General features: G+C 50.5%; 10 protein-coding genes, 4 tRNA genes and 2 rRNA genes. 6 read left to right on the forward strand and 10 right to left on the reverse strand.

The features are described 5' to 3' along the window. Positions 1–68 precede the first annotated feature (68 nt). The 5 genes from WN56_RS07685 to WN56_RS17195 all read right to left on the reverse strand — a co-directional run bounded on the left by WN56_RS07685 (position 69) and on the right by WN56_RS17195 (position 3,344). Positions 69–1,787, reverse strand: a complete 1,719-nt coding sequence (locus tag WN56_RS07685; protein WP_046074481.1) for an ABC transporter ATP-binding protein — start codon at positions 1,785–1,787, stop codon at positions 69–71. A 773-nt stretch (positions 1,788–2,560) separates the two neighbouring features. Continuing rightward, positions 2,561–2,637, reverse strand: a tRNA-Pro gene (locus tag WN56_RS07690). A gap of 25 nt (positions 2,638–2,662) precedes the next feature. Further along, positions 2,663–2,738, reverse strand: a tRNA-His gene (locus WN56_RS07695). A 35-nt stretch (positions 2,739–2,773) separates the two neighbouring features. Then, a tRNA-Arg gene (locus tag WN56_RS07700) sits at positions 2,774–2,850 on the reverse strand. A gap of 404 nt (positions 2,851–3,254) precedes the next feature. Next, positions 3,255–3,344, reverse strand: a complete 90-nt coding sequence (locus WN56_RS17195) for a hypothetical protein (RefSeq protein ID WP_369795697.1) — start codon at positions 3,342–3,344, stop codon at positions 3,255–3,257. On the opposite strand from WN56_RS17195, the gene WN56_RS07705 reads away from it, so the two are divergent. After that, a complete protein-coding gene (locus WN56_RS07705; RefSeq protein WP_369795698.1) occupies positions 3,315–3,608 on the forward strand; it encodes a cytochrome c5 family protein in 294 nt (97 codons plus the stop codon). The genes WN56_RS17195 and WN56_RS07705 overlap by 30 nt on opposite strands. Before the next feature lie 44 nt (positions 3,609–3,652). Here WN56_RS07705 and rep read toward each other — a convergent pair whose 3' ends face one another. After that, positions 3,653–5,674 carry a DNA helicase Rep gene (gene rep, locus WN56_RS07710; RefSeq protein WP_046074483.1) on the reverse strand — a complete coding sequence of 674 codons (2,022 nt, stop codon included), beginning with the start codon at positions 5,672–5,674 and terminating at the stop codon, positions 3,653–3,655. Positions 5,675–5,841: 167 nt separating this feature from the next. Between rep and WN56_RS07715 the strand changes: the two genes are divergently transcribed. From WN56_RS07715 to WN56_RS07730, 4 genes are all read left to right on the forward strand, one after another. Next, complete coding sequence (locus tag WN56_RS07715) at positions 5,842–6,402, forward strand: TetR/AcrR family transcriptional regulator (protein WP_046074484.1); 561 nt, start codon at positions 5,842–5,844, stop codon at positions 6,400–6,402. Between the two features lie 21 nt (positions 6,403–6,423). Then, positions 6,424–7,530, forward strand: coding sequence for an efflux RND transporter periplasmic adaptor subunit (locus WN56_RS07720; RefSeq protein WP_046074485.1), 1,107 nt, complete (start codon positions 6,424–6,426; stop codon positions 7,528–7,530). 12 nt (positions 7,531–7,542) lie between these two features. Beyond that, a complete protein-coding gene (locus WN56_RS07725; RefSeq protein WP_046074486.1) occupies positions 7,543–10,635 on the forward strand; it encodes a multidrug efflux RND transporter permease subunit in 3,093 nt (1,030 codons plus the stop codon). Positions 10,636–10,728: 93 nt separating this feature from the next. Then, positions 10,729–10,995, forward strand: a complete 267-nt coding sequence (locus WN56_RS07730; protein WP_046074487.1) for an accessory factor UbiK family protein — start codon at positions 10,729–10,731, stop codon at positions 10,993–10,995. Positions 10,996–11,068: 73 nt separating this feature from the next. Here the strand turns inward: WN56_RS07730 and ilvC are convergent, their stop codons facing one another. Then, positions 11,069–12,553 carry a ketol-acid reductoisomerase gene (gene ilvC / locus WN56_RS07735; RefSeq protein WP_046074488.1) on the reverse strand — a complete coding sequence of 495 codons (1,485 nt, stop codon included), beginning with the start codon at positions 12,551–12,553 and terminating at the stop codon, positions 11,069–11,071. Between the two features lie 132 nt (positions 12,554–12,685). Here ilvC and ilvY point away from each other — a divergent pair, with 132 nt between their 5' ends. Next, complete coding sequence (gene ilvY / locus WN56_RS07740; RefSeq protein WP_046074489.1) at positions 12,686–13,549, forward strand: HTH-type transcriptional activator IlvY; 864 nt, start codon at positions 12,686–12,688, stop codon at positions 13,547–13,549. A gap of 196 nt (positions 13,550–13,745) precedes the next feature. Here the strand turns inward: ilvY and WN56_RS07745 are convergent. The 3 genes from WN56_RS07745 to WN56_RS07755 form a co-directional block, all read right to left on the reverse strand. Further along, positions 13,746–13,822 (reverse strand) — tRNA-Asp (locus tag WN56_RS07745). A gap of 59 nt (positions 13,823–13,881) precedes the next feature. After that, positions 13,882–13,997, reverse strand: a 5S ribosomal RNA gene (gene rrf, locus WN56_RS07750). 86 nt (positions 13,998–14,083) lie between these two features. Continuing rightward, positions 14,084–14,362 (reverse strand): 23S ribosomal RNA (locus tag WN56_RS07755); the annotation flags it as partial.

Here is a 14,362-nt window from a genome sequence, read left to right on the forward strand (position 1 = left end):
AGGGGTTGCCCCCCGCTGTGTTTGCATCATGGATGAGGTGCGGCGCAATGCCGCGTCGACATAGCGTGCTATGCCGGTTGCAAACCTTCCGTGCTCATTCCCTTAAACTCTGGCATCAATGAGATAAGCTGACGGCTATATTCGTGTTGTGGGTTAGTAAACAGTTGCTCTGTCGGTGCCACTTCTAACAGCTGGCCTTTGCGCATCACACCAATGCGGTCACACATTTGGCGAATCACCGGCAAATCGTGACTGATAAACAACATGGTGAGATTGAGCTCGTCCTGCAGATCTTTGAGCAGGTTCAAAATTTGCGCTTGTACTGACACATCCAACGCGGATGTCGGCTCATCGCAAATCAGTAAACGCGGACGCGTCGCCAATGCGCGAGCAATCGAAATACGCTGGCGTTGCCCCCCAGAGAACTCGTGCGGATATTTAATCCCTGCGCCGCGACCCAGGCCAACGTGATCAAGCAAGTCGCCGACGATTTGGCGGATTTGAGACTCGCTTTCGGCCAAACGGTGAAAACGAATGGGCTCAGCGATAATGTCGTATATCTTCATCCGTGGGTTCATGGATGAATACGGGTTTTGAAACACCATTTGCATTTGGCGACGGATAGGACGTCGGGCGCGTTCGTTTTTAATCGCAGTCAGATCGATATCTTCAAAAATGATTTGCCCCGTGTTGGGCGGATAAAGCCCGGTGATCGCGCGCGCAATGGTCGACTTTCCTGAGCCCGACTCACCGACAAGACCAAAGGTTTCCCCCTCAACCACGTCAAAGCTCACATGATCAGAGGCTTGGACGTATTCGCGGCGGCTCGCAAAGAGAGAATCCTTAGTAATAAAGCGCAAGGACACATCTTTCACCTGCAGTAGCGGACCGCTATAAGCGCGCTGATCTTGGCTTTGCCCCAGCCAGTGATTCTTGACATCAAGCTCAAGGGTTTCACCGGCTTCCTCGATATAATTGACCAGCGGAAAGCGGTCCAGCTTGATATCAGAGCGTGGCACCGCTGAAATGAGACTTTGCGTGTAAGGATGCTGAGGCTCACCTAACACTTGCTGGGTGGTGCCCAGCTCCACCAAATCACCACGATACATCACCGCGACACGGTCGGTCACATTGGCGACCACGCCCATATCATGGGTGACCAGCATACAGCCAACATTTTTCTTTTGGCATAAGTCGCGGATGAGGTTAAGGATTTGATCTTGGATGGACACATCCAACGCCGTGGTCGGCTCATCGGCAATGATGAGATCCGGCTCCCCGGCCAGCGCAACCGCAATCACCACGCGCTGACGCATCCCGCCGGAAAACTGATGGGGGTATTGTTTGATGCGCAGCTCTGGCTCAGGGATCCCCACCTGCTCCATTAAATTAAGCGCGCGCTGATAGGCCTGTTGCTGCGTCACATTCAAGTTGGTCAAAATGGTTTCGGTAAGCTGCTGCTCGACCGTAAACAGCGGATTCAGGGAGGTCATCGGGTCTTGAAAGATAAACCCAATTTTATCACCGCGCACTTTGCGCATTTCGTTGGGGGTTAGCCCGGAGATTTTTTTACCGTCCAGATACACATCGCCACTGGCAATGCGACCCGGCGGACTGAGCAAATCAATCACGGCATTACCGACCGTGGACTTGCCCGCCCCAGACTCACCCACCACGCCAACAATCTCACCGCGCTCAATCGTTAATGACAATGACGTCACGGCGGCGTGAACGCCATGGCGAGACGGGTACTCTATTCGTAGATTATTTACTTCTAGCAGTGACATTTTTCATCCTTGATATCGTCTTAGGTGACGATCGACTTCCTTACCAAAACAAGGTGATATGATCTTGCCTCGGAGAGATGCGGATTTAATCTGGCAAACATTTCACAAAAAATCAACATCACAGCAGAAAATGCCATAATGACACAGTCGGCTCGAATATTCATTCACTTGGCTACGATTGTGTACCCAAGCGTCAAACAAAAAACACACTTCATATCATAAAGATATAAGGTATTACGCTTTCCCCTGTTTTAAAGCAAATCGCGCATAGAATAAAGCAAAGTTATTTAACAGCGTGTAAACAATGACAGCGATAAGCACCAAAAAAAACGCATTTTTCGAGTTAATTGATTACTTAATAAATGAAAGGCAGTTTTTTGAACCACACAATGATAGGTATAGCAGTCACATCAAAAGGTGTGGTTTTTATTGCTGATTGGTGACTTTTTATCTATCAGAATCTTGATAGAGTTCTAATTTCTGCATTTTATCCTCTCTCAACGTCGCCACGTAGAGAAAAGAATCACCAACACGTACTCGCAAAGCGATATAAAGCAGTCCCATAACAGGGAAGCTTGAAGGGGGGAAGACATGTTCATAGGGGCCAAACGAAAAAAACCAGCCATTAGGCTAGGGTTTGTAATAGTGGTCGGTGAAGAGGGATTCGATGGGGCGGCCTACCGCGCGACCGGGCTTCCGGCCCCCGACCCTCGCTCTCCAACGAACAGGCATAAACAAAAAAACCCCAGCCGTTAGGCTAGGGTTTGTAATAGTGGTCGGTGAAGAGGGATTCGAACCCCCGACCCTCTGGTCCCAAACCAGATGCGCTACCAAACTGCGCTATTCACCGACATATTCGCTGTTAGCGAAAATAATGGGGTGGCTGACGGGACTTGAACCCGCGACAACTGGAATCACAATCCAGGGCTCTACCAACTGAGCTACAGCCACCACTGATTTTTTGCCAATTTCCTTTATCCCCGGAATGGCGCGCCCGACAGGATTTGAACCTGTGACCTTTGGCTTCGGAGGCCAACACTCTATCCAACTGAGCTACGGGCGCTTGCCCCGTTGGCGGTGACGAATATTACGGATATCACCACCAGCCGTCTAGCACTTTTTTTAATTTTTTTACTGACTGGTCTCTTTTTCAACAAATTGCGTAGAAATCGTCAGTAAGGTCTCTACTATAACGGTTTAACGTAACAATCTAAAGCGCTATAATCACCTAATCTTTACACGGAGTTAACCCAGCAACGTTGGCAAATCCGTTAAGACGAGACTGACAGGCCGCAACCGAATCACCCTTGATTGATTCACCCCCTTAGGTTGGCGGCAAATAAGATAAAAAAGGCGTTAAGCCACCAGTAATGTGGGAGTGTCATTGTGAGCGCAAAGGGAAAAAGTCTAGGTCAAATTATGGTTGCCACCGTGGCGGCCCTGTTATTTGCTTCTGCTGCGCAAGCGCTAGAAGTGTCTGAGCAAGAAAAAGCCGCTATTGCTGAACGCATTGCCCCGGTTGGTGATGTGTATATTGACGGCGAAGCGCCAACGCAAACCGCCGCCGCAGAGCCGAGTGGCCCACGCAGCGGCGAGCAGGTCTACAACACCTACTGCACCGCGTGTCACGGCACAGGCGCAGCCGGCGCGCCCAAAACAGGCGATGCCGCCGCTTGGGGGCCACGTGTCGATAAAGGCATGGAAACGCTGACCACGCACGCTATCAACGGCTTTAATGCGATGCCTGCCAAAGGGACGTGTATGGATTGCTCGGATGATGAGATTGTGGCGGCTATCGAGCACATGCTCGACGCACTTTAATACCGCCGCGCAACCCGTGTGACAATAACGCCGCCCTTGCGGCGTTATTTGTTTTTATCCAGCATGGCTTTTAGGTTGGCGATCGCGGCTTGCCCTTTCTCCATCCGCTCTTCTTGTGAAACAGGCTTTCTTTGCGACTCCCACTCCACATCGTCAAAAGGAAGCTCTTCCAGGAAGCGGCTTTGCTGAGGTTTAATCACTTCACCAAATTGACGCCGTTCTCGACACACTACAAAGGTCAGCGCCTTTTGCGCACGAGTCAGTCCGACATAAGCCAAACGCCGCTCTTCATCGATATTGTCTTCATCAATACTCGACTGATGCGGCAATAAGCCTTCTTCCATGCCAATCAGGTAGACATAAGGAAATTCGAGCCCTTTGGAGGCATGCAAGGTCATCAACTGGACTTGGTCTGCGTCATCATCGTCTTCCCCCCGCTCCATCATGTCACGTAGTGTAAGGCGCTGAACCACCTCTCTTAAGCTGCGTTCGACCTGATCGGGGTTATCACCTTCTAAGTCGGCGACAATCCAACTATAAAGCTGTGAGACGTTTTTCATCCGCATTTCAGCCACTTTAGGGCTTGAAGACGTTTCGTACAGCCACTCTTCGTAGTGAATGTCACGCAAAAGCGCCCTCACCGCCGCCACGGTATCGCCTCGCTCGGCTTGATCGGATAATTCTACCACCCAGCGGGTAAACGCTTGTAGCGACGCCAAACCACGTCCCGATAAATGTTGACTTAGCCCGAGCTCGAAGCTTGCCGCAAACAAGCTCTTTCCGCGTTGGTTGGCATAACTGCCGAGTTTCTCTAACGTCACAGGGCCAATCTCACGTCGTGGCGTGTTAACGACTCGCAAGAACGCGTTGTCATCATCGGGGTTCGTGAGCAGGCGCAGATAGGCCATGATATCTTTGATTTCTGCACGTGAGAAAAACGACGTCCCACCCGAGATCTTGTAAGGAATGCGGTTTTGCATCAGCGCTTTTTCGATTAAACGCGATTGGTGGTTTCCGCGATAAAGGATGGCGTAATCTTTGTATTGGGTACGTCCGAGAAAACGATGGCCTATCAGCTCGCCGACCACGCGCTCCGCCTCATGTTCCTCATTATTGGCCGTCAATACTTTGAGCATGTCGCCATCAGGTAAAGCAGAAAATAAGGTCTTTTCGAATACATGGGGATTATTGGCAATCAAGATGTTGGCCGCGCGGAGGATGCGACTGGTTGAGCGGTAATTTTGCTCCAACTTCACCACGTGCAAACGCGGAAAGTCTTGCTGAAGATACACCAGATTTTTCGGCTGAGCCCCTCGCCACGAGTAAATTGACTGATCGTCATCCCCGACCACCGTGAAACGTGCACGCTCACCCACTAGCAGCTTCACTAACTGATATTGGCTGGTGTTGGTATCTTGATATTCATCAACCAATAAATAACGAATGCGCGCTTGCCACCGCTCGCGTACGGCTTGGTTTTGGCTAAGTAGCGCGACCGGCATCAAAATGAGATCATCAAAATCCAGCGCGTTATACGCACGCATTTGTTTTTGGTAGCGCGCGTAACAGGCGGCAAACAGTTGATCACGCTCGCCTTGCGCCTGAGCCAGTGCTTCATCCGGCCCCAACATGGCATTTTTCCAGTTGGAAATGGTATGCACTAACTGACGGAGCAAATCTTTATCGTTATCCAACTCTTGTTCGGTCAGGGCTTTTAACAAAGCTAATTGGTCTTGATCATCAAACAGCGAAAAGCCTGCCTTGAGCCCCAAGGTTTTATATTCTCGCCGAATGATATTGAGGCCCAAGGTATGAAAGGTCGACACCATCAAACCACGCGACTCTTGCTTTCCTAAACTTTGTGCTACCCGCTCTTTCATCTCGCGTGCCGCTTTGTTGGTAAAGGTTACCGCAGCGATATGGCGCGCTTTATAGCCACATTGCTGAACCAAATAGGCAATTTTATGGGTAATGACACGTGTTTTTCCCGAGCCGGCCCCTGCCAAGACCAGGCAAGGTCCAGAGATATGTCGTACGGCATCGGATTGCGCGGGGTTAAGTTTCATGGTGACAACACCTCATCAGTGGCTGAATGAGCATTGTAGAGCGAATCCAACTGATGTCTATCTCACCGCAGCAGAGTGCATTTTGCTTGCTACACTTTATGCTTGTCATTTGCGCGAAAAACGCTCTAAAATGAATGAACGTTCATTCATTGCTTGGTGCATTATCTATGGACAAACGTACGCAAATCTTTGCCGCGACCGAGCAATTAATCGCGACGGTCGGGCTCGATAAAGTCTCAATGCAACAAGTGGCGACACAAGCACACGTCGCTGCAGGGACCATTTATCGCTATTTCAAAGACAAGGATGATTTGCTTCGCCAACTGTCTTCACACCTGATGATGCAGTGTGCGACCCATATCCAGCAAGGGGTCAAGGATGAACCAACACTCAAACGTCAGTTTGAACGCTTATGGCGCAATACTTGGACCATGATGCTACAACGCGATCATCTGCTATTGTCTCGAGACCAGTTTGATGCGCTGCCACGGGACGACCAGTTACACGCTCAGCGGGAGCGAGATGCCTTCTCCGACCTTTATCAAGTCTTTCAAGAAGGTAAGCAACAAGGCGTGCTCAAGCCCCTCGATGATGAGGCATTAATCACCTTGGGACTCGAACCCGCTTTTTGTTTAGCTCGCAAACAGGTTCGGGGTGTTATAACCCTGGACAGTCATGCTATCGCAGATGCGATCCACGCTTGCTGGGATGCAATTTCTCTTCACTAACGACGTTCGGAGCTTACTTCGATGAAAAAATGGTTTTTCTTTATGGTTATCCTCGCGCTGCTGCTGTTTGGCAGTGTGATTGGCTTTAACCTGTTCAAGCAGCAAAAGATTGCAGAGTATATGGCAAACATGCCAGAGCCCACCCACCCAGTCACCGCGGTGACGGTTGAGGCTGAGCCTTGGACACCAACGCTTGACGCCATTGGTTTTGTTGAGCCTAACCAAGGGATCACCTTAACCACCCAAATTGCCGGTGTCGTCGATGTGATTAATTTTGAGTCTGGCCAAACCGTTGAGCGTGGGCAAAACCTGGTCGAGCTCGACTCGAGCGTTGAAAAAGCCAATTTAGCCAGCACCCAAGCGCGCCTACCGGCGGCGGAAGCCAAGTTTAAACGCTACCAAGGACTGTTTGCTAAAGGCTCTATCTCTAAAGAAGCGCTGGATGAAGCCGAGGCCAATTATCGTTCGCTACAAGCTGACATTAACGCACTGAAAGCCACCATTGCCCGTCGTAATATCCAAGCACCCTTCGATGGTGTGATTGGCCTGCGTGATGTTTTCTTAGGTGAATACTTGCAGCCAGGTACGGATATTGCTCGCCTCGAGGATACCTCGGTGATGAAGCTGCGCTTTACCGTGCCACAAACAGATATTTCTAAAATCCGTCTGAGCCAGCCGTTGCGCATTACTGTCGATGCGTATCCTGAAAAGGAATTCATCGGCTCTATCAGTGCCATTGAGCCTGCGGTCAATAGCCAGAGTGGTCTTATCAAGGTGGAAGCGAACATCCCGAATAACGATGGTCAGTTGCGCTCAGGGATGTTTGCCCGTGCCGATATCGTTCTACCTACCATTGAAGAGCAAATCGTGATTGATCAAACCGCGATTAATTTCACCTTGTACGGGGAAAGTGTGTACGTGATCCGCGAAGAAGAAGGGGAAAAACGCGCGTTCCAACAAGTGCTCAAAGTCGGTGAGCGTCGTGGCCATCAAGCACGCATTATCGAAGGTCTGCAACCTGGCGATCAGGTCGTCACCTCCGGCCAAGTGCGATTAAGCAATGGCTCCAAAGTGAAAATCGTCGAAAACGACGCTCTCACACCACCAGAACAATTACCTCAATTGTAAGACGAGGATGTGATGCGCTTTACTGATATTTTTATCCGGCGCCCCGTGCTAGCCGCGTCAATCAGTATTCTGATTGCGCTGCTCGGCCTGCAATCTTTATTTAAGATGCAAGTCAGGGAATACCCGGAGATGACCAATACCGTGGTCACCATCACAACCAGCTATTATGGCGCCAGTGCCGACTTGATTCAGGGCTTCATTACGACGCCACTCGAACAAGCCGTGGCCCAAGCTGATAATATTGACTTTATGACCTCAGAGTCGGTGCTTGGTTCTTCGACCATTACGGTCAATATGAAGCTTAATACCGACCCAAATGCCGCCTTGGCCGATATTCTCGCCAAGGTAAACTCGGTGCGTGCTCAGCTCCCCGCTGAAGCCGAAGATCCGTCAGTATCGATGTCGACCGGTTCGACCACCGCGGTGATGTATGTTGGTTTTACCTCACCCGAGCTCGACTCCAGTCAGATCACCGACTACCTCGAACGCGTGGTCAAACCTCAGCTGTTTACCGTGGATGGCGTTTCCAAAATCGACCTTTACGGCGGGGTGAAGTATGGCCTTCGCGTGTGGCTCGATCCGGAGAAAATGGCGGCATTTAAGCTGGCGGCCACCGACGTGATGTCCGTGCTTGATGCCAACAACTACCAGTCGGCCACCGGTCAGGCGATTGGTACCTTTATGATCTATAACGGCAGTGCCGATACCCAGGTCTCCACTCCTGAAGAACTGAGTAACTTGGTGGTGGATACCCAAGATGGTCGTGTCGTACGCCTCGGAGACATCGCTAAGGTCTCACTCGAGAAAAGCCATGATCGGGTACGTGCACTGGCCAATGGCTCTGAGGCGGTTGTCGCCGCGATCAATGCTACCCCGTCGGCTAACCCCATCAATATTGCCGCTGACGTCATGGATATGTTGCCGGAAGTTGAGCGCAACATGCCAAGCAATATCGAGATGAATGTGCTGTATGACTCATCTAATGCAATCAATGAGTCCATCAATGAGGTGATCAAAACCATCATTGAAGCGGCACTGATCGTGTTGGTGGTGATCACCCTGTTCTTGGGCTCATTCCGCGCGGTAATTATCCCTATTATCACCATTCCGCTATCCCTGATTGGTGTGGCGCTGGTGATGGAAATGATTGGCTTCTCACTGAACTTGATGACCCTGCTGGCGATGGTGCTGGCTATCGGCTTGGTGGTCGACGATGCGATCGTGGTATTGGAAAACATCGACCGCCATATCAAGCTGGGAGAGTCCCCTTTCCGCGCGGCCATTATTGGTACACGGGAAATTGCCGTGCCAGTTATCTCCATGACACTGACATTGGCGGCGGTGTATGCCCCTATCGCCATGATGGGCGGGATCACCGGCTCGCTGTTTAAAGAGTTTGCGTTAACGCTTGCTGGGGCTGTGTTTGTCTCCGGGATTGTCGCATTAACACTCTCACCGGTAATGTGTTCGACCATGCTGAAAGCCAACGCCAAGCCAAGTCGCTTTGAGCTTGCCGTTCATCGCTTCTTGGATGGAATGACCGACAAGTATGCTCATCTTCTTAGTAAGGTGATGCAACGCCGTCCTGTGGTGGTATCTTTTGCGGTCATCGTCTTTGCCTCTTTACCCGTGCTATTTAATTTTATCCCCAGTGAACTCGCACCATCGGAAGATAAAGGCGTGGTAGTCATGATGGGGACGGCGCCCTCGACGGCTAACCTGGATTACATCCAAAACAGCATGGCGGAAGTGAACCAAAAGCTCGACGAACAACCAGAAGTGGCCTTTTCTCAGGTCTTTTCTGGGGTGCCGAAGTCGAATCAAGCGTTTGGTATCGCCTCACTGGTGCCTTGGAGTGAGCGGGAAGCCAGTCAGTCCGAAGTGGTAAAACGCATGGCTGACGAAGTGAAAGACATTCCGGGTATGAAGGTCACCACCTTTGAAATGCCAGAGCTGCCCGGTGCCTCCTCCGGCTTGCCGATCCAATTTGTGGTGACGACCCCGAATAATTTCGAAAGTCTCTATCAAGTGACCGCCGAAATTATGTCCGAGGTACAATCTAGCCCGAACTTCGTCTATTCGGAGCTGAACCTTAACTTTGATTCGGCCACCATGAATATCAGCATTGATAAAGACAAAGCTGGGTCATATGGCGTGACGATGCGTGATATTGGCGCCACCATTGGCACCATGATGGCGGATGGCTACGTCAACCGTATCGACTTTGATGGCCGCTCATATGAGGTGATCCCGCAAGTGGAGCGTAAATATCGTCTCAACCCTGAGTCCATTGAGAGCTACTATGTTCGTGCGGCCAACGGCGATTCCATTCCGCTGGGCTCGCTGATTGACATTGAAGTCACCGCGGAGCCTCGCTCACTCCCGCACTTTAATCAGCTAAACGCTGCGACCATCAGTGCGGTATCTGCGCCCGGTGTCACCATGGGTACCGCGGTGGATTGGTTCGAAAGCAAGGCAGCAGAGTTGCCTAAAGGCTATCAGCACGATTACCTCGGTGAGTCTCGCCAATACGTGACAGAAGGCAGTGCGCTGTATGCCACCTTCTTGTTCGCCTTAGCGATCATTTATCTGGTACTGGCGATTCAGTTTGAATCCTTGCTCGACCCACTGGTGATCTTGGTCTCTGTGCCACTTGCGATTTGTGGTGCCTTAATTGCACTCGCGTGGGGGCTATCATCAATGAACATCTACTCACAAGTCGGGTTGATAACCTTGATAGGTCTGATTACCAAACACGGTATTCTGATCTGTGAGGTGGCTAAAGAGCAGCAACTGCATCATCAAGCCAGCCGAATGGACGCGGTAAAAGAAGCGGCCAAAATTCGTCTGCGTCCGATCTTAATGACCACTGCCGCGATGATTGCAGGCCTCATCCCGCTAATGTTCGCCACCGGCGCAGGCGCCGAGCAACGCTTTAGCATCGGGATTGTGATCGTAGCGGGTCTCGCTATCGGTACGTTATTCACGCTATTCGTTCTGCCAGTGATTTACACCTACCTGGCCAGCAAGCACAAACCACTGCCTGTGTTTGTCGAAGACGATGAACTTGATAAGCTCGATGAAGACTATCGCGCATCACACTAACCCAAAGGGCCTTCGGGCCCTTTTCTTTTATCATCCTTTCGACAAGCTGTGCGTATTTACATAGAATAAAGACAGTTAATAAAGGAGTATTCCATGTTTGACCCCAAAAAACTTGAGCAAATGGCCAAGCAAATTCACGACGCCATGCCTCAGCCTGTTAAAGAGTTAGGCACGGATATGGAAAGCCGTGTGCGCCAAGCCATCCAAGGCCAACTGACTAAGCTGGATGTAGTAAGCCGTGAGGAGTTTGATGTACAAACCCAGGTGTTACTGCGCACCCGTCAAAAGCTCACCGAACTCGAAGCCAAGCTGGATGCCATGGAAGCAAAAGTGGGTCAATCGACAGATAACCAAGAATAACCCACGCAGATATAAAAAAGCCTGACCCTCAGGCCAGGCTTCTCTTCCGCGTTATCTCAAACGATCCGCGCTTTTATTTGTCGAGCGCAATTTGTTTCATATCGGTCATATAGCCGCGCAATTCCTCACCGATATACTCAATTGGGTGGTTGCGGATACGGTCATTGACCTCGATTAAGGTGGCGTTGTCGACCTGGTTAGAGGTTTCTCCAAGCCCTTTACCAATCACATCTGCGCTCACTGTTGGCATAAAGTGTTCGCGCAGCAGCGGTGTCGCCACGTTTGCGAATAAGTAGTTGCCGTACTCAGCCGTATCGGAAATGACCACGTTCATTTCGTACAAGCGCTTACGCGCAATAGTATTGGCAATCAAAGGCAATTCATGCAATGACTCGTAATACGCTGATTCTTCGATAATGCCAGATGACACCATGACTTCAAAAGCAAGCTCGACCCCTGCACGCACCATAGCTACCATCAAAATGCCGTTATCAAAGAATTCCTGCTCATTGATGCTTACATCCGACTCGGGATAGTTTTCAAACGCGGTCTGTGCGGTTTCTTCACGCCATGTGAACAAGTCTTTATCGCCGTTTTCCCAATCGGCCATCATGGTCGCGGAGAAATGGCCAGCGATGATGTCGTCCATGTGTTTGTTATAGAGGGGGCGCATCAGTTCTTTAAGCGACTCCGACAACTCAAAGGCTTTGATTTTCGCTGGATTGGACAAGCGATCCATCATGTGAGTGATGCCACCGAACTTTAGCGCTTCAGTAATGGTTTCCCAGCCATACTGAATCAATTTACCCGCATAACCTGGATCAACACCTTCTGCGATCATTTTCTCATAGCAAACGACCGAGCCTGCCTGCAGCATCCCACACAGGATGGTTTGTTCGCCCATCAGATCGGATTTTACTTCTGCCACGAATGAAGAGGCAAGTACGCCAGCACGGTGGCCACCAGTTGCAGCTGCCCAGGCTTTTGCAATCTCAAAGCCTTCACCTTTAGGATCATTTTCTGGATGGACAGCGATCAGCGTCGGCACACCAAAGTCGCGTTTATATTCTTCACGCACCTCGGTACCCGGACACTTAGGTGCCACCATAACCACAGTAATGTCTTCACGGATACGCTGACCGACTTCGACAATATTAAAACCATGTGAGTAACCGAGCGCGGCGTCCTCTTTCATCAGTGGCATCACGGTTTCGACGACGTTGGAGTGCTGTTTATCTGGTGTAAGGTTAATCACCAAGTCTGCCTGTGGGATCAAATCTTGGTAGCTACCCACTTCAAATCCATTCTCAGCCGCGTTCTGATAAGAAGGACGCTTTTCATCAATGGCAGCCTGTCGCAGTGCATAAGCCACATCAAGACCCGAGTCGCGCATGTTTAAGCCTTGGTTGAGCCCTTGCGCACCACAGCCGACAATCACCACTTTTTTACCTTTGAGAAATTCGGCCTCGGTGGAAAATTCGTCACGATCCATAAATCGGCATACGCCTAATTGTTCCAATTGTTGACGCAAATTCAGGGTATTAAAGTAGTTCGCCATGGGGTGCTCCATTGATTCAAATCCGTGATTGGGTGTGTTTTCACCGCGTATTTTTGATACTACCCTAACCACTATATTGCCTAAAGTGATATATTCACAACATAACATTGCAATTACAGCAACAATAAAATCATGAATGCAAAGCAACTCACGGGCTTTCTCCACCTCTGTGACACCAAAAGCTATACCCGAGCCGCACAAGCAATGCACGTCAGCCCTTCTGCTCTGAGCCGAATCATCCAACGTCTCGAAGAAGATATTGGTCAGCCTCTGTTTATTCGCACCAATAAAGCGGTCGATCTCACCCCAGCAGGTAAAACGCTGCTTCCCGTCGCACGCGATATCCTGCAGCTTTGGCACACCACTAAAGCCAGTATCAATGAACATGCCTCTTTGCTCGGCGGTAAGCTCACGCTCTTTTGTTCAGTCACGGCAAGCTATAGCCATTTACCTGAGCTCCTCGCGCGGTTTCGTCAACAATACCCAAATATCGAGCTACAACTGCTAACCGGCGACCCCGCTCAAGCAGAAGAGAAGGTGCAAGACAATAGTGCCGACATTGCCATTGCCGCTAAACCCAAACGCTTGTCATCCAGCTTAGTGTTTCAACCGATTGATACAGTCAGTTTGTCGGTTATCGCACCGGCAATGGCCAGCAGTGGCATTGACCTACAAGCCATTGACTGGCAGCTCACACCATTAATCTTGCCCGAAGCAGGGACAGCGCGCGAACTCGCTGATCAATGGTTGACCAATAAAGGGATCGAGCCAAACGTCTACGCACAAATAGCAGGCCATGAGGCGATTGTCAGTATGGTGGCATTGGGCTGTGGTATTGGTGTCGCGCCCGATGTAGTGATTGATAACAGCCCAGTAAAAGACAAGGTTGAGCGATTACGTCAAGAAATTGTGCAACCTCTCGAACTGGGCCTTTGTTGTAAAGCTTCCCGCGAAAAAGAGCCTTTACTCAACGCTCTACTCGATGTCATGCGATAAACACAAAAAGCCCCAACACAATGATGCTGGGGCTTAAACGCAAAAAACCCCAGCTTCTCAGCTAGGGTTTCTAAATAGTGGCGGAGGGCCGGGGTTGCGGACAACGGGCAGGCCATCCTGCGGGACTCATTCGCCCGCAGGGCGAACCTGCCAATAACAAAAAAACCCTACTAAAATTAGCAGGGCTTCTAAGTAGTGGCGGAGTGGACGGGACTCGAACCCGCGACCCCCGGCGTGACAGGCCGGTATTCTAACCAACTGAACTACCACTCCGCACCAATGCTGTATGACTAAAGACTTATATCTCTTGGCTTTAATCAATTGTAATCAAAGCCTGGCGATGTCCTACTCTCACATGGGGAGACCCCACACTACCATCGGCGCTGCTTCGTTTCACTACTGAGTTCGGCATGGAGTCAGGTGGGTCCAAAGCGCTATGGTCGCCAAGCAAATTCGGTAATCTAGAAAGCTGTTCGTTCTCGCCACAATCAACTGGCTTTATTCGAGTCCAACCCAAAACCTCTTGGGTGTTGTATGGTTAAGCCTCACGGGCAATTAGTACAGGTTAGCTCAACGCCTCACAGCGCTTACACACCCTGCCTATCAACGTTCTAGTCTAGAACAACCCTTTAGAGAGCTCGAAGCTCTAGGGATGACTCATCTCGGGGCCAGCTTCGCGCTTAGATGCTTTCAGCGCTTATCTGTGCCGAACTTAGCTACCGGGCAATGCGTCTGGCGACACAACCCGAACACCAGCGGTTCGTCCACTCCGGTCCTCTCGTACTAGGAGCAGCTCCCCTCAATCATCCAACG

It is taken from the genome of Salinivibrio sp. KP-1 (assembly GCF_000968645.1).
In the GTDB taxonomy this organism is placed as follows: domain Bacteria; phylum Pseudomonadota; class Gammaproteobacteria; order Enterobacterales; family Vibrionaceae; genus Salinivibrio; species Salinivibrio siamensis.